20 protein-coding genes are annotated in these 26261 nt (G+C 43.6%); 8 read left to right on the top strand and 12 right to left on the bottom strand.

The annotated features are described in order from the left end of the window. The first annotated feature begins 5 nt into the window (after positions 1–5). Positions 6–1019: a UDP-N-acetylmuramate dehydrogenase gene (murB, locus tag IPM47_00750; GenBank protein QQS29510.1), complete on the top strand. Its 1014-nt coding sequence runs from the start codon at positions 6–8 to the stop codon at positions 1017–1019. Between the two features lie 316 nt (positions 1020–1335). On the opposite strand, the gene tatC is transcribed toward murB, so the two are convergent. After that, entirely contained in the window at positions 1336–2184 is an 849-nt protein-coding gene (gene tatC / locus IPM47_00745; protein QQS29509.1) for a twin-arginine translocase subunit TatC, read from the bottom strand. 225 nt (positions 2185–2409) lie between these two features. On the opposite strand from tatC, the gene IPM47_00740 reads away from it, so the two are divergent. The 3 genes from IPM47_00740 to IPM47_00730 all read left to right on the top strand — a co-directional run bounded on the left by IPM47_00740 (position 2410) and on the right by IPM47_00730 (position 6285). After that, entirely contained in the window at positions 2410–3228 is an 819-nt protein-coding gene (locus IPM47_00740; GenBank protein ID QQS29508.1) for a hypothetical protein, read from the top strand. A 133-nt stretch (positions 3229–3361) separates the two neighbouring features. Continuing rightward, complete coding sequence (locus tag IPM47_00735) at positions 3362–4504, top strand: acyl-CoA dehydrogenase family protein (GenBank protein ID QQS29507.1); 1143 nt, start codon at positions 3362–3364, stop codon at positions 4502–4504. A gap of 86 nt (positions 4505–4590) precedes the next feature. Continuing rightward, entirely contained in the window at positions 4591–6285 is a 1695-nt protein-coding gene (locus IPM47_00730) for a T9SS type A sorting domain-containing protein (GenBank protein ID QQS29506.1), read from the top strand. 83 nt (positions 6286–6368) lie between these two features. On the opposite strand, the gene IPM47_00725 is transcribed toward IPM47_00730, so the two are convergent. Beyond that, the gene (locus tag IPM47_00725; protein QQS29505.1) at positions 6369–7139 is read right to left on the bottom strand and encodes a biotin--[acetyl-CoA-carboxylase] ligase; all 771 of its coding nucleotides are present in this window, start codon (positions 7137–7139) and stop codon (positions 6369–6371) included. A 109-nt stretch (positions 7140–7248) separates the two neighbouring features. Between IPM47_00725 and rsfS the strand changes: the two genes are divergently transcribed. From rsfS to IPM47_00710, 3 genes are all read left to right on the top strand, one after another. After that, a complete protein-coding gene (gene rsfS, locus IPM47_00720) occupies positions 7249–7629 on the top strand; it encodes a ribosome silencing factor (GenBank protein ID QQS31355.1) in 381 nt (126 codons plus the stop codon). 14 nt (positions 7630–7643) lie between these two features. Beyond that, positions 7644–9635 carry an ATP-dependent zinc metalloprotease FtsH gene (gene ftsH / locus IPM47_00715; GenBank protein QQS29504.1) on the top strand — a complete coding sequence of 664 codons (1992 nt, stop codon included), beginning with the start codon at positions 7644–7646 and terminating at the stop codon, positions 9633–9635. A 271-nt stretch (positions 9636–9906) separates the two neighbouring features. Next, entirely contained in the window at positions 9907–12540 is a 2634-nt protein-coding gene (locus IPM47_00710) for an AAA family ATPase (GenBank protein QQS29503.1), read from the top strand. A gap of 224 nt (positions 12541–12764) precedes the next feature. On the opposite strand, the gene htpG is transcribed toward IPM47_00710, so the two are convergent. Then, on the bottom strand, positions 12765–14669 hold the full coding sequence (gene htpG / locus IPM47_00705) for a molecular chaperone HtpG (GenBank protein ID QQS29502.1): 1905 nt from the start codon (positions 14667–14669) through the stop codon (positions 12765–12767). A 451-nt stretch (positions 14670–15120) separates the two neighbouring features. Here htpG and IPM47_00700 point away from each other — a divergent pair, with 451 nt between their 5' ends. Beyond that, complete coding sequence (locus IPM47_00700; GenBank protein QQS29501.1) at positions 15121–16455, top strand: citrate (Si)-synthase; 1335 nt, start codon at positions 15121–15123, stop codon at positions 16453–16455. Positions 16456–16666: 211 nt separating this feature from the next. Here the strand turns inward: IPM47_00700 and IPM47_00695 are convergent, their stop codons facing one another. The 9 genes from IPM47_00695 to IPM47_00655 all read right to left on the bottom strand — a co-directional run bounded on the left by IPM47_00695 (position 16667) and on the right by IPM47_00655 (position 26252). Next, positions 16667–18187, bottom strand: a complete 1521-nt coding sequence (locus IPM47_00695; protein QQS29500.1) for a T9SS type A sorting domain-containing protein — start codon at positions 18185–18187, stop codon at positions 16667–16669. A 72-nt stretch (positions 18188–18259) separates the two neighbouring features. Continuing rightward, positions 18260–19222 (bottom strand): T9SS type A sorting domain-containing protein, encoded by a 963-nt coding sequence (locus IPM47_00690; protein ID QQS29499.1) that lies wholly within the window; start codon positions 19220–19222, stop codon positions 18260–18262. Further along, positions 19176–19781, bottom strand: a complete 606-nt coding sequence (locus tag IPM47_00685) for a hypothetical protein (GenBank protein QQS29498.1) — start codon at positions 19779–19781, stop codon at positions 19176–19178. Before IPM47_00685 ends, IPM47_00690 begins: the two co-directional genes overlap by 47 nt. 72 nt (positions 19782–19853) lie before the next feature. Then, complete coding sequence (locus tag IPM47_00680) at positions 19854–21116, bottom strand: T9SS type A sorting domain-containing protein (GenBank protein QQS29497.1); 1263 nt, start codon at positions 21114–21116, stop codon at positions 19854–19856. After that, positions 21113–21400: a hypothetical protein gene (locus IPM47_00675; GenBank protein QQS29496.1), complete on the bottom strand. Its 288-nt coding sequence runs from the start codon at positions 21398–21400 to the stop codon at positions 21113–21115. The genes IPM47_00680 and IPM47_00675 overlap by 4 nt, the downstream gene beginning before the upstream one ends. 72 nt (positions 21401–21472) lie before the next feature. Next, positions 21473–22480 carry a T9SS type A sorting domain-containing protein gene (locus IPM47_00670; GenBank protein ID QQS29495.1) on the bottom strand — a complete coding sequence of 336 codons (1008 nt, stop codon included), beginning with the start codon at positions 22478–22480 and terminating at the stop codon, positions 21473–21475. Further along, positions 22453–23028, bottom strand: coding sequence for a hypothetical protein (locus IPM47_00665; GenBank protein QQS29494.1), 576 nt, complete (start codon positions 23026–23028; stop codon positions 22453–22455). The genes IPM47_00670 and IPM47_00665 overlap by 28 nt, the downstream gene beginning before the upstream one ends. 68 nt (positions 23029–23096) lie before the next feature. After that, positions 23097–24620 (bottom strand): T9SS type A sorting domain-containing protein, encoded by a 1524-nt coding sequence (locus tag IPM47_00660; protein QQS29493.1) that lies wholly within the window; start codon positions 24618–24620, stop codon positions 23097–23099. A gap of 72 nt (positions 24621–24692) precedes the next feature. Next, the gene (locus IPM47_00655) at positions 24693–26252 is read right to left on the bottom strand and encodes a T9SS type A sorting domain-containing protein (GenBank protein ID QQS29492.1); all 1560 of its coding nucleotides are present in this window, start codon (positions 26250–26252) and stop codon (positions 24693–24695) included. Positions 26253–26261 lie beyond the last annotated feature (9 nt).

Raw genomic sequence — 26261 nt, 5'->3', positions numbered from 1 at the left:
CAAGCATGGTTGATGTCGTTGAAAATTATCTGCTGAAAGATTTTAACACATTCAGGTTGCCGGTAAAAGCGCGATATTTTACCACGCTGACTGATATTGCCGGATTTCAGGACCTTGTGGCTTTGGGAAAGTATGATGAGATGTTGATTTTGGGAGGAGGCAGCAATATTTTGTTTACCAAAGATTTCGACGGGTTAGTGATTCACAACCAACTAAAAGGTATTGAAGTCGTTGACGAAAACGAAGAATTTGTTTGGATAACTGCCAAAGCCGGAGAAGTTTGGCATGACTTGGTTCGTTTTTGTGTCGGAAAAAACTGGGGTGGTATTGAGAACCTTTCTTTAATTCCGGGTTCTGTCGGTGCAGCACCAATACAAAACATTGGGGCTTACGGGGTTGAACTGACAGATGTGTTTGACCATTTGGAAGCAGTTCATATTTCGACCGGAGAACTGCACTTGTTTACCCGTGAAGATTGCCGTTTTGCCTACCGCAGCAGTATTTTTAAGCAGGATTTCAAAGGAAAATATCTGATTTCTTCCGTTACACTGAAACTCAACAAACTACCTTGTTTCCACCTTGAATATGGGGATGTACAACGCAAACTGGAACAATTGGGTTACGACATTCCGACTGTTTCGGCGGTTAGTGAAGCGATATGTCAAATCAGGAATTCCAAGTTGCCCAATCCGGCAGAGTTAGGCAACTGCGGCAGTTTTTTTAAAAACCCCGAAATAAGCCCTGAATTGTTCGGCCAACTTCAAACTGCAAACCCCGGAATTCCCAATTTTTCGGCACCCAACGGGTTAATAAAAATTCCCGCCGCATGGCTGATTGAACAATGCGGTTTTAAGGGGAAAAGTATGGGCAATACGGGCACTTATGTTCACCATGCCTTGGTCATTGTCAACTACGGAAAGGCTTCAGGAGAAGAAATCAGGGATTTTGCCTTGCTCATGCAAAAAACTGTGCAAAACCGGTTTGGTATTTTGTTAGAGCCGGAGGTGAATATACTCTGATTTACAAAATAGGCGCTTGTTTTTTATCAAGAATTTGATGCCTGCAAAAAAACTTTTGAAGTCAGACCTTTGGTTAAATGTCAATAGGCTTGCCGTTAGCCGTTCAAAATTGCATCCAAGCCTTTTGAAACGGGTAATATCGCAGTCAAAGTGTGCAGATGGATTATTCTAATTTCGGGTGCTCTTTTTCACACTTATTGGCAACTTTGTTAGGGAGGTTTTGGAGGATGGTTATCTGTTAATGTCCAAAACAAAGGATACATCAAGCCCGACAAATCGGATGGACTCGGTAATTACACCTCCGACTAAACATAGTTTAATGAACCTTCTCGATTCTTTGGTCTATTTCAGATTCTTCTACTGCCCGTTTTTTTGCTACCCTTGCTGAAATATTGATGCTCAATTCGTAAAGCAGGTACACCGGAAAGGTTACGAGAATTTGCGAAAACACATCGGGAGGGGTTATGACTGCCGCTACTATCAAAATCACCACTAAAGCATGCCGGCGGTAGGCGCGCATGTCTTCGGGCGTGAGCAGCCCCATTTTGCTCAGAAAAAAGACGACCAATGGCAGTTCAAACATGATGCCAGATGCCAGAACGATGGCCAGAATGGTATCTACATAAGATGCAAAAGCAATATTGTTGCCTACTTCTGTGCTGACGGTGTAGGACACTAAAAAATTGATGGAAAACGGGGTGATGATATAATAGCCAAACAGGATTCCCAACAAAAACAATAGAGAACCTGCCCCAACCACTCCTCTCATGGCGTTAATTTCAGACTGGTATAAGCCCGGGCGTACAAAACGCCAGATTTCCCAGAAAATATAGGGAAATGCCACCACCAATCCGGCGATAAAGGAAATTTTAATATGCGCCAGAAACTGCCCCGACATTTCGAGATTGATAACATCGAAAGCAGAAGGTTTGATACACAGGGTTTCTCCCAAACCCAGCCATGCCGAAAGTTTGCAAAAAAAAGTATAGGTCAGAAAACCTTCCGATTTTGGGCCAAATATGATGGTGTCAAACAACACGCCGGGCAACATAAAAACGACAATGGCAATGATGGTTACAGCAAGCAAAGACCGGGCAATATGCCATCTCAGCTCTTCTAAATGCTCTATGAAGGTCAAATCGTCTTTTCCTTTGGGTGCTGCCATATCTGTTGGAAATAAAAAAAACAAAGTCTAAAGGAAGCGGTCAAAGCGCTGTTTAAAAAATACCGTTTCTACTGAGGGGCAAATATCGGGAAAAAAAATCGGCACATCGGATTTTATAGTGCTCGTTTTGGAAAAAACACCCGCAGATGCCTTGGCGGTTTCCCGGATACCGGATATTTCTATTGAATAATTTATTGCTTATCTTTGGGCAAAATAAACAGATTCATGAAATTTTTTTTAACCCTTGCCGCCTTGTTTTTCGGCGTTTCTATGACCGCACAACCCTTTAAAAACCTCAGCAAATTAGAAGCCGTTTATGCCACTTATACAGACGAAAAAGGCAAGCAGGTGAAAGAAGCCGGTTATTTATATTATGTACCTACATTGGGAAAACCGGTCAGCGATAAGGAGCTTGCTCAACTCTACCCCTTTACCAAAGGAAACCTTCCCGATACGTGGTTGGGTATGATCAGGACAAAACTATCCGCTTCAAACCCCACCGAATATCTTGTTGTGTTTGATTGGGGAATGTCGGACGATTTCAATTTTGCGTTTTACAAAATGGAAAAAGACACCCTCTTGCCGCTTCAGACCCTTTCATCCGAGGGGAAAATTACAGATGCCTATATATGGGGGAAGGAGGTTTATCTGCCCGGAAACGGATTTTTTTACACCGCAGGTCATGTCAACAACATGTTTGATCACCGCAGCAAATGGAGTATCAAAAACGACCTGTTGGAAGAAACAAGTCAACCTTTTTATTACGTGGGGCTTGAAACAAAAGCCAAAACAGGTTTCCCCATCTATTCAGACATTCAAATGACTCAAAAAGTGGCAGATATAGCTGCCGGCAATGCCATTACTGTTTTGCTCAATCTTCCGCCCGATTTGGCTCCGGACGAAGCTTTTTCCAAAGACGATCCGATGTTTCAGCAATACGACTACTACCTCATCAAATCGGAGTTCGGGTTAACGGGATGGACAAAAGTTGAACTTTATTCGATGGAAACACCCATAGAAGGGCTGTTTTATGCAGGCGACTAAGACTTGAATTAAATGAGTCGGTTCTGATGTGTCGGTTTGCGGTTCATATTTGAAATCAAGTCATAAAAAAAAGCAGATTTAATCTTATTTTTGCCTTTCCAATTTAATTCAAAATAAACAGAATACTCCGCCCATGAATTTTCAACTTACAGAAGAGCATTTAATGATTCAACAGGCTGCCCGCGATTTTGCCCAAAATGAATGTAAACCCGGTGTGATAGAGCGGGACGAAAAAATGCAGCATCCGACAGATTTGGTCAAAAGAATGGGTGAACTTGGATTTTTAGGCATGATGGTTTCCCCCGAATATGGAGGAAGTGGTTTGGATGCGGTTTCTTATGTTTTGGCAATGGAAGAAATCTCTAAAATTGATGCCTCTTGTTCCGTGATTATGTCGGTCAATAATTCATTGGTATGCTGGGGTTTGGAAACTTATGGCAACGAAGCACAAAAGGCAAAATACCTTCCCGATTTGGCAACCGGTAAAATAATCGGTGCCTTTTGTCTTTCAGAACCTGAAGCAGGTTCGGATGCCACCTCTCAACGCACGACAGCCATAGATATGGGCGATTATTACCTGTTGAACGGCACAAAAAACTGGATTACCAGCGGCGGACATGCCGGAATTTATTTAGTCATAGCCCAAAGCGATGCAGATAAGAAACACCGGGGGATCAACGCCTTAATTGTTGAACGCAATTGGAAAGGGGTTTCTACCGGTGCCAAAGAAAACAAAATGGGTATCCGTGCTTCCGACACACATTCCGTTATGTTTCAGGATGTGATCGTGCCGAAAGAAAACCGTATCGGCGTTGATGGTTTCGGTTTTAAATTTGCCATGAAAACTTTAGACGGCGGAAGAATTGGGATAGCTTCTCAGGCTTTGGGTATTGCTTCAGGTGCTTATGAACTGGCATTGGCCTATTCAAAAGAACGACAAGCATTCGGTAAACCCATTTCTCAACATCAGGCCATACAGTTTAAACTGGCAGATATGGCTACCAGAATAGAAGCTGCACGTTTGCTCTGTCTAAAAGCCGCTTTGCTTAAAGATACCGGACAACCTTATGGAACAGCAGCAGCGATGGCAAAACTTTTTGCCTCAGAAACCGCTATGGAAGTAACTACCGAAGCCGTACAGGTACATGGAGGCTACGGATATGTAAAAGAATATCATGTTGAGCGGTTAATGCGCGATGCCAAAATTACTCAAATTTATGAAGGCACTTCAGAAATACAGCGTTTGGTCATTGCCCGAAGCGTTTTGGAAGGGTAAATAATTTTGCCAAATCACTTTATTATATAGTAGTTACCATCACAAATTTTTTCAAACTTAATCTACTTTATACCCCTTTTTTAACAATGAAACACTCAAACTTACTCTTCTTATTATGCCTGCTTTGGGCAGGTTCTTCTCTTTGGGCACAAGAAGTAGTGCGTTGTCTTAGTCATGAAATGCAACTACATCAGGCAGCACAACACCCGGGATATGCCAAAGCGGTTCAAAAAACCTTTGACGAGGCAAAAACTTTTGCACAAAACAATGAGATTGCCAAAGCAGGAGGAAATGAAATATTGCGTATTCCTGTTGTGGTGCATATTGTTTTTAACACCTCCATTCAAAACGTTCCCGATGAAGCGGTGTTTGAGCAAATAGAGATACTCAATCGCGACTACCGCCGCCAAAATTCAGATACTACCCTTACCCGTGATGAGTTTTTACCGGTTGCCGGTGATGCGGGAATAGAATTTTACCTCGCCGAATTAGACCCTGACGGAAACCCTACCACCGGAATTACCCGGACTCAAACTTCGGTTGCCAACTTTTCCCCCCTTTCCGGAATAGATATTTTTGAAATCATCAACCAAATCCTCGCTTGTGGAATCAATCCCTTAGATTTGTTGACCGGTGCTCCGTTGACCCCTGAACAGGAAGTCTGCCTCAATGCTGTTTTAGCTTCATTAGGTGGATTCGATGCCATGAAATTTGCCGACCAGGGCGGTAAAGATGCCTGGCCTACCGACCGGTATCTGAATATATGGGTTTGTAATATGGATGATGGCAGCGGAGTAGGAACCGTTTTAGGTTTTGCATACCCTCCGGCATCAGCCCCCAATTGGCCTCCCGGATCGGCCGGAACTCTTCAAACGGATGGGGTGGCCGTACATTATCCGGTTTTTGGCGGAACAGCCAACCCCGCACTTTCTGCCGCTTTAGCTGCCGTAGTTGGTGAAGGGAGAACCTGTGTTCACGAAGTAGGACATTATTTAGGGTTGCGCCATATTTGGGGCGATGGAGATTGTACGCAGGATGATGGAATTGCAGACACGCCTTTTTCCGATTCCGCATCTCAACAGGAATGTAATTATTCAAAAAATTCCTGTGTTGATTCCCCGGTCAACTTCCCCGATATGATTGAAAACTATATGGACTATTCAGACGAGGATTGTATGAATATATTTACCTTGCAACAAATCGGCATTATGCGCGCCATGTTGTTGGGACCTCGTTCCGGTTTGCTGGAAGGGCAGCAAATATCGGCACCTGTATGTGATTTTATTGCTTCTTCAACCTCTGTTTCGGTCAATGAACCTGTTCAGTTTACCGACCTCTCAACCGGTGGTATTTCCGAATGGTATTGGGCTTTTGGTAACGGAGATGGGAGCACCATTCAAAACCCGGTGTATGCCTATCCAGAACCCGGACTTTATGCCGTTTCGCTGACTGTAATCAACGATTTGGGGAATGATTTTGAACTCAAAGAAGGGTATATTTTGGTGTCAGAGGCAGTAGGTATTGAAGAAAACGGTTTTGTTTCAGAAATCAAAATCAATCCCAACCCAACCAAAGGATTCCTCAATATTGAGTTTCCTGCTTCACAAAACACTACACCATACCATATTTCGGTGATGAACATTTCAGGACAGGAAGTTTTGAGAATGGAAACAACTTCAAACACTACTTTCGACCTTTCGGCTCAACCCGACGGTGTATATCTGGTAAAAGTTACCCAAGCTGATCAAAGCATGACTCAAAAAGTACTGTTACAACATTAAAAAAAGCCAAGATTTTTAATTTGGTCAAAATATCGGGCCGTCTGTACGAAAAAGCGATAGGCGGCCCGTTTGTTTTTTTACTGTCAGCCCCAAACCAATTCTTTAATATCAAAACTTTGTGAGGTAGCGTCCGGGAAAGTCAGCAGCAACAATCCGTTTTCTGAAACTCCGGTGATACGGGCATAAAAAAACAAATTCTCCATAGATTTTCTGAACCGGCAAATTTCGCCAAAGCGGTAAAGGTTTTGCAAATATTGTCGCTTTAAGTCTGCCAATTTGTCGGGTTGAAGCAAAAAATAGGTTGCTTCTAAATAACTGCATAGTTTTTGTACAGCATCGTAGAGATCAAAATCTTTGCCGGAAAGCAGCTTTATGGAAGTAGCTAAGGGAAGGTCAGGAAAGTGAGTTTGGTTGATATTCAATCCAATACCCACCACAGAAGATTGTAGTGAATTGCCCGAAATGGTGTTTTCAATCAGGATGCCGCCAATTTTTTTACCGTCTGCAAATAAATCGTTCGGCCACTTGATTTTAACGTCGCAATCATTCAGTTCACTCTGTATAAAACGACATACTCCCAAAGCAATCGCCATGCTGAGGTAAAATTGTTGACTGAGGGAAATATGTTTGGGGTAAAGGATGATACTGAGGGCGATGTTTTTCCCTTTTTCAGAATACCAGTTATTGCCTCGCTGACCGCGTCCTTCAAACTGGCCTGAAGAAAAAACTGCCGTTCCCGGTAAAGGAGGAGTTTCAAGCCTGAGCAGGTCTGAGGCATACAAATTAGTAGAATCAATCACCGGAAGTTCTATAAAAACTTTTCCTATAAAGATAGTGTTATTAAGACTCTGCAAAACAATTATTAACTTTGTCGGTTAAACCAATCATCCAATTATATTGAAATCAGCAAAAATTCCAAAAAACGTCCGCAAAACTAATAATAACACTCAACAGTTATTAGACCTGATTGCAGATAGCATCTTAGAAAAAAAAGGAGAAGATGTAATCAGTTTAGACCTGACCCAATTAGACGATGCCATGGCCGATTATTTTGTGATTTGCGAAGGCAGTTCCCCGCCACAGGTCAGAGCAATAGCCGAAAACATCGTGGAAAAGGTAAAAAAAACAGCCAATATTTCCCCTTCCGCTCAGGAAGGCTTTAATTCGATGGAATGGGTTTTATTAGATTACTTGGATATTGTCATTCATATTTTCCATAAAAGCAAACGCCATGTATATCAGTTAGAAGAACTTTGGGGCGATGCTATCAGAACTACCTATAATGCAGACGGAACTAAATACATTAATCAGCAACATAAATCCTTCTTGCCTAAAGCAGAATAATAACCAATAGACCGATGAGTAATAACAATAAAAAATCTGATACCGATTCCCGTCCAAACAAATTCAATCATTATTGGATTTACGGACTTATTTTGCTTGGTATCATTGCTCTAAATCTGATACCCTTTCAAAGCTATGTGAAAGATATTTCCGAACAACAGTTTTTCCGCGAATTTCTTCCATCAGGAGACGTGGAAAAGTTGGTGGTGGTCAACAAAGAACTGGTTGAAGTGTATATCAAACCTGATAGACTCAGCAAATCACAATATGACGAAATCAGAAATAATAAGTTTGGAACTCCCAGCAAAGGGCCTCATTATTATTTTACCATCGGCTCGGCCGATAATTTCAGCAGCACCCTTCAGGCAGCACAAAAAGATACCGTTGCTGAAAACGTGGTAGATGTTCGTCATGAAAGCCGGACAGATTGGAGAAGTGGATTTTTCAGTTACTTGCTGCCTTTTATTATCATCATTGTGATTTGGATTTTCATCATGCGCCGTGTAAGCGGAGGCGTTGGTGGCCCAGGCGGTCAGATTTTCAACATCGGAAAATCAAAAGCTACGCTTTTAGACGGAGATGCAAAAGTAGATCTGACCTTTGATGATGTTGCCGGCTTAGATGAGGCAAAAGAAGAAGTCAGAGAAATCGTTGATTTTCTTAAAAACCCGCAGAAATACACCGCTTTAGGAGGTAAAATACCCAAAGGGGTCTTGTTAATAGGTCCTCCCGGCACCGGTAAAACCATGTTGGCAAAAGCAGTTGCAGGCGAAGCACAAGTGCCGTTTTTTACCATTTCCGGTTCCGATTTTGTCGAACTGTTTGTCGGTGTTGGTGCATCCAGAGTTAGAGACCTGTTCAAACAAGCCCGTGAAAAAGCACCGTGCATTATTTTCATTGATGAAATAGATGCCGTAGGACGTGCAAGAGGCCGAAATATGTTACAAGGAAATGACGAGCGCGAAAACACGCTCAATGCGCTATTGGTAGAAATGGATGGTTTTGCAGGCGATAAAGGGGTTATCATCATGGCAGCCACCAATCGGCCGGATGTTCTCGATTCCGCGCTGTTGCGTCCCGGCAGATTTGACCGCCAAATCAGCATTGACCGTCCCGATTTGGTTGGGCGCGAACAGATTTTTAAAGTGCATCTGAAACCGATCAAAATCTCGGACGATATAGATTCCAAAAAACTGGCCGAATTAACCCCCGGATTTGCCGGCGCAGAAATTGCGAATGTCTGCAACGAAGCCGCCCTGATTGCTGCCCGTTACAATAAAAAAGCAGTTACCATGCAGGATTTCCAAAGCGCTATTGACCGGGTAATTGGCGGTTTGGAAAAGAAAAATAAAATCATCTCGCCCGAAGAAAAAGAAATCATAGCCTATCATGAAGCGGGACACGCCATTATCGGTTGGTTTCTTCGCTACGCTCATCCTTTGTTGAAAGTAACCATCATTCCTCGCGGGGTTGCTGCTTTGGGTTATGCTCAATACATCCCCAAAGAGCAATATCTCTATACCACCGAGCAACTTTTAGACGAAATGAGCATGACCCTTGGAGGACGTGCCGCCGAAGAAATTGTGTTCGGACGTATTTCAACCGGAGCACAAAATGACCTGGAACGCATAACCAAAATGGCGTATGCCATGGTAGCGATTTATGGAATGAACCTGAAAGTTGGGAACGTATCTTTTCACGATGCCGAAAACGAATACAGTTTTCAAAAACCTTATTCTGATGAAACCGCCAGAATGATAGACGAAGAAGTACGGACGATGATCAATACAGCCTATGAAAGAACCAAAGCCCTGCTCATCGAAAAAAGACAACAGTTGGAATTATTGGCCCAGGAGTTGTTAAAAAAAGAAATACTCTTTAAAGACGACCTTGAGCGGCTAATCGGGAAAAGGCCTTACGATGAACATCCCACCGACAAACTGCTGGAGGCTGCCGAAATCAACGATACCAACCATGTTAAGTTGAACGGAGAGTTAAATTTGTAAATATTCGGACACATCACACAATTTATAAGCAACCGTTAATTGTTGTGCAAACATCCGGCAACATTTAACGGTTATTTTTTAAATATACATTTGTGTTCAGTATTCAAAGTATCCGAACTTGTATGATTAACCCTGGTTTTTCATGACATAGCATCGAATAAAAAGTCCGGGAAAGGCATTAAGAATTTGGTGATGTTACCCAATAAGCACTTAATCCTGTAAAGTTTTTAAGGTTGAATCATTTTATCCATAACCTCTTAAACCCTTCACAATGAAGCCCTTTAAATTTAAAGACCTAAAAGTTTATGGTTCCTCAGAATGGTTGGCAAATGGAATGCGCAAATACCGCAGAGTGTTTGACCGTGCTGAAACTACTTTTATCCATGCCGAACTTTCGTTTTACAATAAATATTTTGATGTTCAGGATTGGGAAGCCGAAATCGTGTTGAAAGCCTATGCACTTAAAGATAAAAACCGTCGGGAGTTATGCAATTTGAGTATCTCCAAAATGGTAACCAAAGACATGCCGGTGGTAAATATTTATCAGGCATGGGGCAATAAAAGACCGGGGTTTTTCTGGAAAAAAGGAGAATATGAATGGGCGGCTTACTTAGATGGCAATTTTCTGGGTGCTCAGAAATTTTGGGTCGAAGATGTGGGTTTGGTTACCGAAGAGGAAAACCCTTATTTTACCATTCGCTCAATCAAACTCTACGAAGGTCCTAATGAGCATATCGCGATGGATCAGCGCAAATATTTTAAAGAATTTGACAGCAAAAATACCCGATATGTTTTTGCTGAGTTTACCTTTGAAAATCTGGCTCCGACCCCCTGGAACTGCGAACTGATCTTTAAGTTTTTCAACGATACCCACCAGTTAAAAGGTGAAACTTATGATTTGATTTCAGTCAATACCACCGAAAACAACAATATTGTTACAGTAACTTCGGGATGGGGCAGCAATGATCCCGGAACCTGGTATCATGACCATTACACCCTTCAGGTAGTATTTATGGACAAATTAGTCGCTATTTTACCTTTTGAGGTCAGCGATACATTTGAAGAAGGCTTTAACGAAGCCATTCTGCCCGGAACCAATACACCTTTGCTGATTTCTGACAACAAAGAACAACCGCAGACCTTAGACGAGGTGATGGAAGAACTTGAAGGTTTAATTGGATTGACAACCATTAAAACCCGCATCAGAGAATATGCCGAATATCTCAAGTACATCAAACTGAGATTGGAAAAAGGAATAGAAGACGGACACAATATCAATCTTCACACCATTTTTACCGGCAATCCGGGAACCGGCAAAACTACGGTAGCCAAAATGTTGGGATTGATTTACAAAAATCTGGGTTTGTTGAGCAAAGGGCATGTGCATATTGCAGACCGTGCAGATTTAGTGGGGGAGTATATCGGGCAAACAGCACCCAAAGTTAAGGAAGCCATCAAACAAGCCAGAGGGGGAATTTTATTTATTGACGAGGCTTACGGTTTAGCAAGGGCAAAAGACGATGCCAAAGATTTCGGCCGCGAAGTGCTCGAAATCCTGATCAAGGAAATGTCTGACGGAGAAGGAGATCTTGCAGTTATTGTTGCCGGATATCCTTCCGAAATGAATACGTTTATAGATACCAACCCGGGACTGAAGTCAAGGTTCAGCCAAAGGTTTGAATTTCCGGATTACCAGCCTCAGGAGTTAAGCGATATTGCAGAATATGCTGCCGAAAAGCGCAAAGTGATGATATCTGTTCAGGCGAAAGCATATCTATTTGATAAAATTGTGGATGCCTACAGAACCCGCGACCGGTACTTTGGCAATGCGCGTTTTGTCTATGGCATCATTGATCAGGCAAAAATCAATCTGGGTTTGCGGGTCATGAAATTTGAAAACCCCCGCAAGCTCAACAAAGAAGAACTTTCAACGATTACCATTGAAGATCTGGAATTGGTGTTCAGAAAAAAAGAACGGTTATTACCCGATATTCCGATTGACGAAAACGCCCTGGAAGAGGCTATGAACGAACTGAACAAACTGACCGGATTGTCAGGCGTTAAGCAGGAAATTACCGAACTGGTCAAATTGGTCAGGTTTAATCGGGAAATGAGCAAAAGCGTGCTGAACAGGTTTTCGTTACACTCGGTGTTTGTCGGAAATCCGGGTACCGGTAAAACAACCGTTGCCCGAATTTTAGCCAAACTTTTCAAGGCGTTGGGCATTTTGGAGCGCGGACATCTGGTAGAATGTGACCGGGAAAGTTTAGTGGCAGGTTATATTGGCCAAACCGCTTTAAAAACAGCCGAAAAAATTGATCAGGCCATCGGTGGAGTCTTGTTTATTGACGAGGCTTATGCTTTATCGCAACGCGGTGGCGGTATGGATTACGGACAGGAAGCCTTAGAAACACTTATTAAACGGATGGAAGACCAAAAAGGTGAATTTGCAGTGGTAGTAGCCGGCTATCCCGACAATATGAAACTCTTCCTTGAAGCTAACCCGGGGCTTAAATCCCGTTTCGACCGCACCTTGCAGTTTGAAGATTATACTGTTTCAGAATTGATGACAATTGCCGAACTTGCCCTCAAAAGGGAAGGATACGGGCTTGACGAAGAAGCGCATCAACGTCTTTTGAAATACATGGAGTTGTTATACGACATGAAAGATAAATATTTCGGCAACGGGCGAACAGTATTAAAAACCGTAGAAGAAATCATCAAGCAGCAAAACCTCCGTTTGTCGGCAATACCCATTGACGATAGAACTCCCGAACTGTTGAGAATCATTACCGCCGATGATCTCAAAGACTTTAACGAACAAAAAGCCATCAAAGGAGGCAGAAAACGACTTGGCTTTGGAGGCGGATTGGGGTCTAATGTAGGACCTTCAAGTTTCGGGTAATGGTGAATGTTTTTTTAAACATAACAATAGAATCAATCCACCCTTAAAAAAAACGTTCCGGCTCATCACTGAACCGGAACGTTTTTTTTATTTGAAACTGAATTACAGAATTCCGAATTATACCACTTCACTATCTAAAAGAACCCACTCCTAACCCCTCCGAGGAGGGGAATTTAAAGACGTATGTCAGTAATTGATGGTTCAAAATTAAATCATAGTTGGTATTATTTGCCGTTTTCCTGTTGCAAAAGACTGATGCTTCGGTTGATGAAGCGGGTCAGTTCGGCACCCTTTAGCATGTTTTGCTGCAACAAAGCCAAATCATACAATTGTTGGACAAGATGCTTTTGATGTTCTTCGTCCTGAGTATTGGACAACAAAGACACTAAAGCAGGATGATTGGTATTGAGAACAAGGTTATACATATCGCCAAACATGTTGTCCTGTTTTCCTCCGCTAATGTTTGACATATCTTTCCATCGCCGGATAAATTCGGGTCGGGTTACCAAAACAGGGGCATCGGTTGGCGACATGGGTCGCAACATAATCATAGCTGAATTGGCATCAACCACTTTGTTAAACATTTCTTTTAGTTGTTCTTCTTGCTCAGAAGTCAGTACCGAGCCGGGGGTTTCTTCTTTTTCAATCAAATGCCCCAACGTATCGGCATCTACACGTTTAAAGGTAAGATCGGTTTGTTTGCTTTCTAAATGTCCGATAAAATGGGGGTCGAGTAGCGTATCAAACTTTAGGACATCATACCCGGCAGCTTTTGCAGTTTCTTCATAGCTGTGTTGCTCGCCGGTTCCGTTGGAATAAAGACAGACAATCTTATTGTGTTTGTCGGTTTGTAAGGTTTTTACCTTTTCTTTGTATTCTTCGGGGGTAAAAAACTGACCGTCTATGTTTTCAAAAAGACAATACTTTTGAGCGCGCTCGTTAAATTTTTCATCGCTCAGCATCCCGTATTTTATCAAAACCCCGATATCGCGCCATTTTTGCTCAAACTCCGGCCGGTTGTTTTTAAACATCTCCTCTAATTTTTCAGACACTTTTTTGGAAATGTACTTATTGATAGATCTGACTTCAGGGTCGGTTTGCAAATAACTACGCGAAACATTCAGCGGAATATCGGGTGAATCAATGACCCCATGCAACAACATGAGATAGTCGGGAACAATGTTTTCAACATGGTCGGTTACAAAAACCTGATTGCAGTATAAATGAATCCGGTCTTTTCTGATTTCATAGTTATTCACCACTTTGGGAAAATACAAAATACCCGTTAATTTGAAGGGGTAATCCACATTGAGGTGAATCCAGAATAAAGGGTCTTCGGCAACAGGGTATAGGCTGTGATAGAACGATTTGTATTGTTCAGGGGTAATGTCGGCGGGCTTTTTGGTCCATATCGGGTTGGGGTCGTTAATGATATTGTCCACCACCACTTCTTCGGTTTGGGTTTCAGCATCTTCGACATCTTCGCCGGTAGTTGCTTTAGGCAGGTATTCTGTTCGGGTGCCGAATTTGATTTCTACGGGTAAAAACCGGCAATATTTGGCAAGCATGCTTTGGATGCGGTCATTTTGTAAATATTCGGCATGTTCTTTACCAAGGTGCAAAACAATATCAGTTCCGCGTGTAGTTTTGTCGGTTGTTTCGTCAATTTCGTATTCAGTGCTGCCTTCACAAATCCAATGAACCGCAGGCGAATCTTTTTGATAAGATTTGGTAATGATTTCTACCTTATCTGATACCATAAAAGCCGAATAAAAGCCTAATCCGAAATTTCCGATAATGGCATTGGCATCCTGATGTTTGCTTAAAAATTCTTTGGCACTCGAAAATGCAATTTGTGTGATATAGCGTTCTACTTCATCGTAAGTCATGCCAATCCCTTTATCCCTGATGGTAATGGTTCCGGCATCCTGATTTGCTATCACTTCGATGGTTAAATCTCCCAATTCGCCTTCTGCTTCACCTTTTGAAGACAGCGTTTTTAGTTTTTGAGTCGCATCAACGGCGTTAGACACTAATTCCCGCAAAAAAATTTCCTGCTCTGAGTAAAGGAATTTCTTGATGATGGGAAAAATATTTTCGGTCTGAACACTTATGGTTCCTTTCTGCATAATATTTTAATGATGTAAATGATAAGATATTATTCTTTTACCAAAACCCATGCCATCAGGTTTTTTCTGCCGTTTTGTCGGTTATTAGTTTCACATTGTCAGTTAAACCGGTGGGTTACTGCACAAATTTCCTTTTAGCTTTCGAGGTTATGAACTAAAGTTTGTGCTTGTTTTCTAAACGACAAAAACAGTCCGGTAAACGCCAAACACTCAAAACATTTGCAATTGATATTTGTTATTTGTATAGGTGTTTGTGTTTGATTGTTGAAAGCCTTTTGATTACATCTGGTTTTTATAATTCACGGTTAGTTTCATGGTTTCGCCATTTTTGTACTAAATCTGCATGTAAAAACATATTTTTTCAGAATAAGGGTTTATTTTTGTAGGTTTTTGAAAAACATTCAACCACTTCTAATCTTAGATTCAAATCACTATACATAAACGACAAAATATGTCAGACAGAATTAAAGCCCGTTTTGCCGAAAAAGCCATCCCATTTGGTAAAGAATTGAGAGAGTATGTAAAAGCAAACGGCGATTTTATTATAGATACTGTTTCAATATCGCAACTCTATGGCGGAATGCGCGATGTTCTAAGTTTGATTACCGAAACTTCATTGCTCGATGCCCATAAAGGAATAAGTTTCAGAGGATATTCGATTCCCGAATTAAAAGAATTGTTGCCCAAAGCACCGGGATGTACCGAACCTCTTCCTGAAGGAATTTTTTACTTGATGCTTACCGGAGACCTGCCCACCCACGAAGATGTTGATTTAGTCAGCCAGGAGTGGAGAAACAGAAGCCATGTTCCCGACTATGTATTTGCTACCTTAGATGCGCTTCCAATAACCACGCATCCTATGACCCAGTTCAGTACAGGGGTCATGGCTTTGCAAAACGAATCAGTTTTTGCAAAAGCTTATGAAGAAGGTTTGAACAAGTCCGAATATTGGGATGCTACTTATGAAGACACCATGAACCTCATTGCAAAATTGCCCCGAATTGCAGCCTATATCTTCAGACGTACTTATTACAACAACCAACATATTGCATCAGATGACAGTCTGGATTGGGCAGGGAATTTTGCTCACATGCTGGGATATGACGACCCACAATTCAAAAGTCTGATGCGCTTGTATCTGACCATCCATGTTGACCATGAAGGGGGTAATGCTTCGGCTCATACCACCCACCTGGTTGGCTCTACACTCAGCGATGCCTATCTGTCGTTTGCTGCGGCTATGAATGCGCTTGCCGGCCCCCTGCACGGTTTGGCAAATCAGGAAGTAATCCGGTGGATTTTTGACATGTGCGAACAATTGGGTACCAACCGCCCTTCTTTACAGCAAATTGAAACTTATATACAAAACACGCTGGCATCGGGCAAAGTGGTTCCGGGTTATGGTCATGCGGTGTTGAGGTCGCCCGACCCGCGGTTTATCGCACAAATGGAATTTTGCAAACAACACTTTCCGGACGACCCTATTGTAAATGTTGTGTGGGATGTTTTTGAAGTAGCTCCAAAAGTTTTGGGAAGTATAGGTAAAATTAAAAACCCTTGGCCAAATGTTGATGCACATTCCGGTGCTACGTTAGTACATTTCGGTTTAACCCAATATAATTTCTATACGGTTTTGTTTGGCGTTTCGCGTGCTTTGGGTGTGCTTGCTTCGCTTTGTTGGGACAGGGCTTTGGGATTGCCTATCGAAAGACCCAAATCCATTACCTTTGAATGGATGAAAAATTACGTAGCTCAAAAGCATACTGAGCAAATGAGCGCGAACTGACAAATTTGTTTTCACGGATTTATGGCGAAGCACAAACTTTGAGCGATCGCACTACTCCTTTGTTTCACTACCCCCTTTTCAGGAAGATTCTTCGAAAAGCGAAATAAAACTTGGGAAAAGCACATTGTAAACTTGTAAAAGAGTGATATAGCAAAACAGGCAGAAGTGTATTAGGAATAGCAGTTTCATGGGTTAGGTGCTATATATAACGTTACTCTATAACGAGTTTCGCACTTAGATTCTGATGTCCTTTCAGATGAACAATGTATATTCCTTCGGGAAGAGGCGGGAGGTCTGTCTGTGCCACTCTTTGCCCGGGCAGAAGCGGATGACTGTGTACCCGCTGCCCGTGGATATTGTAAACGTCAATTTGTGCGGGCGTATAGGCAACGGCATTGTTCGGGAGTCGGACGGTGATTTGGGAAGAGGCAGGGTTGGGGTAAACAAGCAGCGCGTCAAGTACCCTGCCTATCCAAACACCCACTGCCGCCTCGTGTGCCGACAACCATATTAAACCTTCGTTGCAACCGGCTTCCATGCAGCCGTCGGCATCGGTTTTGACCAACCATATATCTATTTCGGTTTGGGCTCGGAAAAAGCCGGTTGCCGCTATACCGCCATCGGGAGTTTCTGTAAAATCGTTAAACGACCTGCCTGCGGCGGTGATAGAAGGACCTGGACCTAATGGCGGATGGTAATATTCTCTTTCCCAAAGCAATTCGCCTTGCGGTGAAAACCGAAACAACCAACCTTGGTAATAACCGGCGGCCGGGTTGTTTGTGGTTCCACAGCCAATAATATCGCCATTGGAGGCACGGCGGATGCGATTTATTTTCTTTTGATACGGCGCGGCGAAATAATGCTGCCAAAGCATATTGCCCGCCGTATCCATACCTGCTACAAAGTGGGGAATGCCGTAGTTCTCTCCCCATGCGCCTATCAGCGTGTCGTTGCACCAGGAAACGGCAAGGTTGCCGTTACCGAGATAAACGACCTTACCTATACATTGTCCGTCCGTAACGGGATTAACAGGTATATTGCTTCTGACGTTACCGGCGGTATCGGTATAGGTCAAGTATAAATAATCTATCGGACCTTGCGCCACTTGATAGGAGATGATCCATTCATTTTCGGTTAAACACATATCCACCCCCGACCCCCATGGAAATTCATAAACGATTTTTTCCCATTCTGTTGTATGGGTATCGGTATTCAGTAAAGCAACTACCGGATGGGCATAAAAAGGGGACTCGCCGCGTGTATAAAGTGCAAGATACTCAAACTCGTTTATTTGTAATACCTTGCCTATTGCGCCGGATTTATAGCCAAAAGTTTGATATGATAGGCTGTCTCCGGTTGGGGAAATTTCAAGAATAAAGTTTGCAATACTGTCTTGAGCGTGTGCCCCCCCCAATATTAAATAATTACCCTGAGTATTTACAATGGTGTTTCCCCCTGAAGGCGAAAACCGGAAAGGGATATTGTGAAAAAGCCTTTGCCAAATAATATTCTTGTTCCAATCTACCTTCACTACATCTGTACAACCGATATTGTTGCCTTCACACAAAGAAGCACTTACAACAAGCACCCCGTCCAAATCAGATACTATGCAAACTCCGTTATTACTCCCCTGCCCGGCATCCGTATCAATACTCGTTTCAAAAGTGCCTGTTTGGGCTTGCAGGGCAATATTACAGAATAGAAAAAACAGCATTACTATTTTGTGTTTCATGGGTCGGTTTCTTTAAGGAGCAGGGCAAACATTATCTGTTGCCCGTCTTGTGTAGTTTGGAGATACTTGCCGTTACTCTATGACAAGCTTCGCACTAAGGTTCTGCTGACCTTTAAGGTGTACAATGTATATGCCCTTGGGAAGAGTGGGGAGGTCTATCTGTGCCACTCTTTGCCCGGGCAGAAGCGGATGACTGTGTACCCGCTGCCCGTGGATATTGTAAACGTCAATTTGTGCGGGCGTATAGGCAACGGCATTGTTCGGGAGGCGGACGGTGATTTGGGAAGAGGCAGGGTTGGGGTAAACAAGCAGCGCGTCCAATTCCCTGCCTATCCAAACACCCACTGCCGCCTCGTGTGCCGACAACCATATTAAACCTTCGTTGCAGCCGGCTTCCATGCAGCCGTCGGCATCGGTTTTGACCAACCATATATCTATTTCCAACTGACCGTTTTCGTTTCGCTGGATAACGGGACCCGTAGCCGCTATGCCTCCGTCGGGAGTTTCCGTTAAATCCATAAAAGCAATACCTGCACTATTGCCATATCCGGGCAAATGATGCACATATTCCCTTTGCCACAACAATTCTCCGGCAGCCGTAATTCTGAACATCCATCCGCCGTCGTATTGACCTGCATAGTTAAGCCCCCCGCATCCGATTATATCTCCGTTGGATGCTTTACGCAGGCGGTAAATCTGCTTAATATAGGGCGCGGTAAAGTAATGCTGCCAAAGCATATTGCCCGCCGTATCCATACCGGCTACAAAATGCGGAATGCCGTAGTTTTCTCCCCACGCGCCTATCAGCGTGTCGTTGCACCAGGAAACGGCAAGGTTGCCGTTACCGAGATAAACGACCTTACCTATACATTGTCCGTCCGTAACGGGATTAACAGGTATATTGCTTCTGACGTTACCGGCGGTATCGGTATAGGTCAAGTATAAATAATCTATCGGACCTTGCGCCACTTGATAGGAGATGATCCATTCATTTTCGGTTAAACACATATCCACCCCCGACCCCTGGAAATTCATAAACGATTTTTTCCCATTCTGTTGTATGGGTATCGGTATTCAGTAAAGCAACTACCGGATGGGCATAAAAAGGGGACTCACCGCGTGTATAAAGTGCAAGATACTCAAACTCGTTTATTTGTAATAACTTGCCCGTAGCTCCGGTTTTATACCCAAAAGTTTGGTAAGAAAGGCTGTCTCCGGTCGGGGAAATTTCAAGAATAAAATTTTCTATGCTATCTTGTGTTAGAGTAGCTCCTAATACAACGTAATTACCCTGTGTATTTATTATGGTGTTACCACCAGAGGGTGAAAACCAAAAAGGGGTATTATGGAAAAGCCTTTGCCAGAGAATGTTCTTGTTCCAATCTACCTTTACTACGTCCGTACAACCGACATTGTTGCCTTCACACAAAGAAGCACTTACAACGAACAAACCATCCCAATCAGATACTATGCAAACTCCGTTATTGCTCCCCTGACCGGTATCGGGATCTATACTCGTTTCAAAAGTGCCTGTTTGGGCTTGCAGGGCAAAATTACAGAATAGAAAAAACAGCATTACTATTTTGTGTTTCATGGGTCGGTTTCTTTAAGGAGCAGGGCAAACATTATCTGTTGCCCGTCTTGTGTAGTTTGGAGATACTTGCCGTTACTCTATGACAAGCTTCGCACTAAGGTTCTGCTGACCTTTAAGGTGTACAATGTATATGCCCTTGGGAAGAGTGGGGAGGTCTATTTGTGCCACTCTTTGCCCGGGCAGAAGCGGATGACTGTGTACCCGCTGCCCGTGGATATTGTAAACTTCAATTTGTGCGGGCGTATAGGCAACGGCATTGTTCGGGAGGCGGACGGTGATTTGGGAAGAGGCAGGGTTGGGGTAAACAAGCAGCGCGTCCAATTCCCTGCCTATCCAAACACCCTCTGCCGCCTCGTGTGCCGACAACCATATTAAACCTTCGTTGCAACCGGGTTCCATGCAGCCGTCGGCATCGGTTTTGACCAACCAAATATCTATTTCGGTTTGGGTTTGGAAAAAGCCGGTTGCCGCTATACCGCCATCGGGAGTTTCGGTAAGGTCGTTAAATTGTATTCCCGAAGAACCGATAGAAGCAATTGGTGATTGATGGTAAAACTCCCTTTCCCATAAAAGTTCTCCGTCGGGCTTAAACCTGAAAAGCCATCCGGTATAATAATTGGCAGCAGGATTGTTGGTGCCGCCACAGCCGATAACATCGCCATTGGAGGCACGGCGGATGCGATTTATTTTCTTTTGATACGGCGCGGCGAAATAATGCTGCCAAAGCATATTGCCCGCCGTATCCATACCGGCAACATAATGCGGAATGCCGTAGTTTTCTCCCCACGCGCCTATCAGCGTGTCGTTGCACCAGGAAACGGCAAGGTTGCCGTTGGGAAGCGGCGCAATAAAGGCGGCACATTGATAAACCCAAGTATCGTTTAAAGCAAACTGCCATTTTTGGTTGCCCGCAGTGTCGGCAGCAAAAACATGGGCAAGGGTTTTGTCGTAACCAATATCGGGAGGAGGAAATTGTGTTTCTACCGTAAATAGATAATCGCCGGTGGCAGACCGAGTGAAATGATGTGCTACGCTAAAAGGCAGTGTATCTATATCTGCGGCATATATTTTTTGCCATAAAACATCACCCTGTTTATTTATTTTAGTAAGCATGGTTTTTGCATACACCCAATCTGTTCCGGTGCTGCAATATGCCAATAAATGGTCATTTTCAACCTGTATTATACCGCCAAATCCGCTTTCTTTATTTTCGGTGCCATATTCTCTGTTCCAAATTTCATTTCCTAAACTATCAAAAGTGTACAAAAAAAACTGTCTGTTTTCATCAACAGTTTTTGCTATCATGGCATTAAAGCTTCCGTCAGTATTAATCACACAACTTTCTCTGAAAAACGTAAGATATCTGACGGATCTTCTATGCGTCTGATCCAAAGTATATTTCCTGTCCAATCAGTTTTTACAATATCCAGACAAGGTATGCCGGCAGTACATGAAGACGCTGAACATATTATAAGTCCATCTGTTGTAGCTCTTATTCCAACACCATTATTACTCCCCTGCCCAACATCGGGGTCAATGCTCGTTTCAAATGTGCCGGTTTGGGCTTGCAGGGCAATATTACAGAATAGAAAAAACAGCATTACTATTTTGTGTTTCATGGGTCGGTTTCTTTAAGTAGCAGGGCAAACATTAACTGTTGCCCGTCTTGTGTAGTTTGGAGATACTTGCCGTTACTCTATGACAAGCTTCGCACTAAGGTTCTGATGTCCTTTCAGATGAACGATGTATATGCCTTCGGGAAGGGACGGGAGGTCTATCTGTGCCACTCTTTGCCCGGGAGATAGCGGATGACTGTGTACCCGCTGCCCGTGAATATTGTAAACGTCAATTTGTGCGGGCGTATAGGCAACGGCATTGTTCGGGAGGCGGACGGTGATTTGGGAAGAGGCGGGGTTGGGGTAAACAAGCAGCGCGTCAAGTTCCCTGCCTATCCAAACACCCTCTGCCGCCTCGTGTGCCGACAACCATATTAAACCGTCGTTGCAACCGGCTTCCATGCAGCCGTCGGCATCGGTCTTGACCAACCATATATCTATTTCGGTTTGGGCTCGGAAAAAGCCGGTTGCCGCTATACCGCCATCGGGAGTTTCGGTCAGGTCGTTAAAACTTCTACCGGCAGCAGTAATAGAAGACGGGTTTATTGGGGGGTGATAGTATTCTTTCTCCCAAAGCAACTCGCCTTGTGGCGAAAACCGAAACAACCAACCTTGGTAATAACCGGCGGCTGGGTTGTTTGTGGTTCCGCATCCGATAATATCGCCATTGGAGGCACGGCGAAGCCGGTTTATTTTTTTTTGATAGGGTGCGGAAAAGTAATGCTGCCAAAGCATATTGCCCGCCGTATCCATACCTGCTACAAAGTGGGGAATACCGTAGTTCTCTCCCCATGCGCCTATCAGCGTGTCGTTGCACCAAGATACGGCAAGGTTGCCGTTGGGAAGCGGCGCAATAAAGGCGGCACATTGATAAACCCAAGTATCGTTTAAAGCAAACTGCCATTTTTGGTTGCCCGCAGTGTCGGCAGCAAAAACATGGGCAAGGGTTTTGTCGTAACCAATATCGGGAGGAGGAAATTGTGTTTCTACCGTAAATAGATAATCGCCGGTGGCAGACCGAGTGAAATGATGTGCTACGCTAAAAGGCAGTGTATCTATATCTGCGGCATATATTTTTGCCATAAAACATCACCCTGTTTATTTATTTTAGTAAGCATGGTTTTTGCATACACCCAATCTGTTCCGGTGCTGCAATATGCCAATAAATGGTCATTTTCAACCTGTATTATACCGCCAAATCCGCTTTCTTTATTTTCGGTGCCATATTCTCTGTTCCAAATTTCATTTCCTAAACTATCAAAAGTGTACAAAAAAAACTGTCTGTTTTCATCAACAGTTTTTGCTATCATGGCATTAAAGCTTCCGTCAGTATTAATCACACAACTTTCTTTGAAAAAACGTAAGATATCTGACGGATCTTCTATGCGTCTGATCCAAAGTATATTTCCTGTCCAATCAGTTTTTACAATATCCAGACAAGGTATGCCGGCAGTACATGAAGACGCTGAACATATTATAAGTCCATCTGTTGTAGCTCTTATTCCAACACCATTATTACTCCCCTGCCCAACATCGGGGTCAATGCTCGTTTCAAATGTGCCGGTTTGGGAAAATAAATCAATATTTCCAATAAAGCTGAAAAGAAGTAAAAAGTACAGTATTGGTTTCATTTTATAAGGAATTTAAAATCGGGACAAGAATTGAATTTCTTATCCCGATTAGTTTTGTTGAAAAGCGATTACTCTATAACGAGTTTCGCACTTAGATTTTTATGTCCTGGTAAATGAACTACATAGATACCTTTGGGAAGAGGCGGGAGGTCTATTTGTGCCACTCTTTGCCCGGGAGATAGCGGATGACTGTGTACCCGCTGCCCGTGGATATTGTAAACTTCAATTTGTGCGGGCGTATAGGCAACGGCATTGTTCGGGAGGCGGACGGTGATTTGGGAAGAGGCAGGGTTGGGGTAAACAAGCAGCGCGTCAAGTTCCCTGCCTATCCAAACACCCTCTGCCGCCTCGTGTGCCGACAACCATATTAAACCGTCGTTGCAACCGGCTTCCATGCAGCCGTCGGCATCGGTCTTGACCAACCAAATGTCCACTTCCAACTGCCCGTTTTCGTTTCGCTGGATAACGGGACCCGTAGCCGCTATGCCTCCGTCGGGAGTTTCCGTTAAATCCATAAAAGCAATACCTGCACTATTGCCATATCCGGGCAAATGATGCACATATTCCCTTTGCCACAACAATTCTCCGGCAGCCGTAATTCTGAACATCCATCCGCCGTCGTATTGACCTGCATAGTTAAGCCCCCCGCATCCGATTATATCTCCGTTGGATGCTTTACGCAGGCGGTAAATCTGCTTAATATAGGGTGCGGTAAAGTAATGCTGCCAAAGCATGTTGCCCGCCGTATCCATACCGGCTACAAAATGCGGAATGCCGTAGTTTTCTCCCCACGCGCCTATCAGCGTGTCGTTGCACCATGCAAAAACAAGCTCACCGTTCCCAAGATATTCGACCCGTCCAAGACAATTCCCTTTAGGCACAATGTTTACCGCTATGTTTTTCAGAACATTGCCCATCGAATCTGTTCTGGTAAGATATAACAGATTATCCGATTCCTGAGCTACCTGATAGGCAATTATCCATTCGTTCTCGGTTAGGCACATTCCTACGCCGGAACCCCACGGAAATTCGTAAATAATTTTTTCCCATTCTGTTGTATGGGTATCGGTATTCAGTAAAGCAACTACCGGATGGGCATAAAAAGGGGACTCGCCACGAGTATAAAGTACAAGATACTCAAATCCGTTTACTTGTAATAACTTGCCCGTAGCTCCGGTTTTATACCCAAAAGTTTGGTAAGAAAGGCTGTCTCCGGTTGGGGAAATTTCAAGAATAAAGTTTGCAATGCTGTCTTGTGTAAGAGTAGCTCCTAACACTACATAATCGCCCTGTGTATTTATTATGGTGTTACCACCAGAGGGTGAAAACCAAAAAGGGGTATTATGGAAAAGCCTTTGCCAAAGAATGTTCTTGTTCCAATCTACCTTTACTATGTCCGTACAACCGACATTGTTACCTTCACACAAAGAAGCACTTACAACGAGCAAACCATCCCAATCAGATACTATGCAAACACCGTTATTGCTCCCCTGACCGGTATCGGGATCTATACTCATTTCAAAAGTGCCTGTTTGGGCTTGCAGGGCAATATTAAAGAATAGAAAAAACAGCATTACTATTTTGTGTTTCATGGGTTGGTTTCTTTAAGGAGCAGGGCAAACATTATCTGTTGCCCGTCTTGTGTAGTTTGGAGATACTTGCCGTTACTCTATAACAAGCTTCGCACTTAGATTTTTATGTCCTTTCAGATGAACAATGTATATTCCTTCGGGAAGAGTGGGGAGGTCTATTTGTGCCACTCTTTGCCCGGGCAGAAGCGGATGACTGTGTACCCGCTGCCCGTGGATATTGTAAACGTCAATTTGTGCGGGCGTATAGGCAACGGCATTGTTCGGGAGGCGGACGGTGATTTGGGAAGAGGCAGGGTTGGGGTAAACATGCAGCGCGTTGAGTTCCCTGCCTATCCAAACGCCTTCTGCCGCCTCGTCTGCCGACAACCATATTAAACCGTTGTTACAGCCGGGTTCCATGCAGCCGTCGGCATCGGTTTTGACCAACCATATATCTATTTCCAACTGCCCGTTTTCGTTTCGCTGGATAACGGGCCCCGTAGCCGCTATGCCTCCGTCGGGGGTTTCCGTTAAATCCATGAATGCAATTCCCGCATTGTTTCCGTATCCGGGCAAATGATGCACATATTCCCTTTGCCACAACAATTCTCCGGCAGCCGAAATTCTGAACATCCATCCGCCGTCGTATTGGCCTGCATAGTTAAGCCCCCCGCATCCGATTATGTCTCCGTTGGATGTTTTGCGAAGACGGTAAATCTGCTTAATATACGGTGCGGTAAAGTAATGCTGCCAAAGCATGTTTCCCGCCGTATCCATACCGGCAACATAATGCGGAATGCCGTAGTTTTGCCCCCATGCGCCTATCAGCGTGTCGTTGCACCAGGAAACGGCAAGGTTGCCGTTGGGAAGCGGCGCAATAAAGGCGGCACATTGACCATCCCATGTTTCGTTCAATGCAAACTGCCATTTTTGGTTGCCCGCAGTGTCGGTAGCAAAAACGTGGGCAAGGGTTTTTTTGTAACCAATATCGGGCGGCGGCAGCGGTGTTTCTACGGTAAACAGGTAATCGCCGTTGGCAGAAAGGGCTAAGTGTTTTGCTATTGTAAATGTAAAGGTGTCTATACTATAGACTTTTTGCCATTGCACCTCGCCATTATTATTTATTTTGGTTATCATGGCTTTGGAAAACACCCAATTAGTGCCGCTCGAGCAAAGTGAAAGCATTTTATTGTTTTCGACACTTATTAAACCGCCACTGCCCATTTCGTCAAATTCGCTGCCATATTCTGCATACCAAACATTATTGCCGGCATTATCGAGTACCGAAATTGTAAACTGCCGGTTATCGTTAACCGTTTTCCCCGCCATTAAAAAAACATCTTCGTCATTCACGATAGTTCCCGAGCGGTGTGCCGAAAAAGCATCGGGATAATCTTCAAATTGTACGTGCCAAAGAACATTGCCGCCCCAATCGGTTTTAACAATATCCGAACACGGAACACTGTTGCCAAAACATAATGAAGCGCTTGTAACGATAAGCCCGTCGGACATTACATTTACGTTTATTCCATTATTACTTCCCAGTCCGTCATCGGGGTCTATGCTCGTTTCAAAATTATCGGTTTGCCCATAAACGATAGCGGTATGGCACAAAAAGGCGAAAAGGTATATAAGATGCGGTATTGATTTCATAAGGCAGGA

It is taken from the genome of Sphingobacteriales bacterium (genome assembly GCA_016700115.1).
Taxonomy (GTDB): Bacteria; Bacteroidota; Bacteroidia; order Chitinophagales; family UBA2359; genus UBA2359.
Note: the sequence above shows the minus strand (reverse complement) of the source record. Positions and strands in the feature narration are given on the sequence as shown.

Bases quoted from the DNA above. Each gene is read 5' to 3' on its own strand.
- tatC (QQS29509.1), bottom strand. From the start codon at position 2,184: ATGGCAGCACCCAAAGGAAAAGACGATTTGACCTTCATAGAGCATTTA.
- IPM47_00675 (QQS29496.1), bottom strand. From the start codon at position 21,400: ATGAAACACAAAATAGTAATGCTGTTTTTTCTATTCTGTAATATTGCC.
- IPM47_00655 (QQS29492.1), bottom strand. From the start codon at position 26,252: ATGAAATCAATACCGCATCTTATATACCTTTTCGCCTTTTTGTGCCAT.
- IPM47_00660 (QQS29493.1), bottom strand. From the start codon at position 24,620: ATGAAACACAAAATAGTAATGCTGTTTTTTCTATTCTTTAATATTGCC.
- IPM47_00740 (QQS29508.1), top strand. From the start codon at position 2,410: ATGAAATTTTTTTTAACCCTTGCCGCCTTGTTTTTCGGCGTTTCTATG.
- ftsH (QQS29504.1), top strand. From the start codon at position 7,644: ATGAGTAATAACAATAAAAAATCTGATACCGATTCCCGTCCAAACAAA.
- IPM47_00710 (QQS29503.1), top strand. From the start codon at position 9,907: ATGAAGCCCTTTAAATTTAAAGACCTAAAAGTTTATGGTTCCTCAGAA.
- IPM47_00685 (QQS29498.1), bottom strand. From the start codon at position 19,781: ATGAAACACAAAATAGTAATGCTGTTTTTTCTATTCTGTAATTTTGCC.
- IPM47_00735 (QQS29507.1), top strand. From the start codon at position 3,362: ATGAATTTTCAACTTACAGAAGAGCATTTAATGATTCAACAGGCTGCC.
- murB (QQS29510.1), top strand. From the start codon at position 6: ATGGTTGATGTCGTTGAAAATTATCTGCTGAAAGATTTTAACACATTC.
- IPM47_00670 (QQS29495.1), bottom strand. From the start codon at position 22,480: ATGGCAAAAATATATGCCGCAGATATAGATACACTGCCTTTTAGCGTA.
- htpG (QQS29502.1), bottom strand. From the start codon at position 14,669: ATGCAGAAAGGAACCATAAGTGTTCAGACCGAAAATATTTTTCCCATC.
- IPM47_00695 (QQS29500.1), bottom strand. From the start codon at position 18,187: ATGAAACACAAAATAGTAATGCTGTTTTTTCTATTCTGTAATATTGCC.
- IPM47_00665 (QQS29494.1), bottom strand. From the start codon at position 23,028: ATGAAACCAATACTGTACTTTTTACTTCTTTTCAGCTTTATTGGAAAT.
- IPM47_00730 (QQS29506.1), top strand. From the start codon at position 4,591: ATGAAACACTCAAACTTACTCTTCTTATTATGCCTGCTTTGGGCAGGT.
- IPM47_00690 (QQS29499.1), bottom strand. From the start codon at position 19,222: ATGAATTTCCAGGGGTCGGGGGTGGATATGTGTTTAACCGAAAATGAA.
- IPM47_00700 (QQS29501.1), top strand. From the start codon at position 15,121: ATGTCAGACAGAATTAAAGCCCGTTTTGCCGAAAAAGCCATCCCATTT.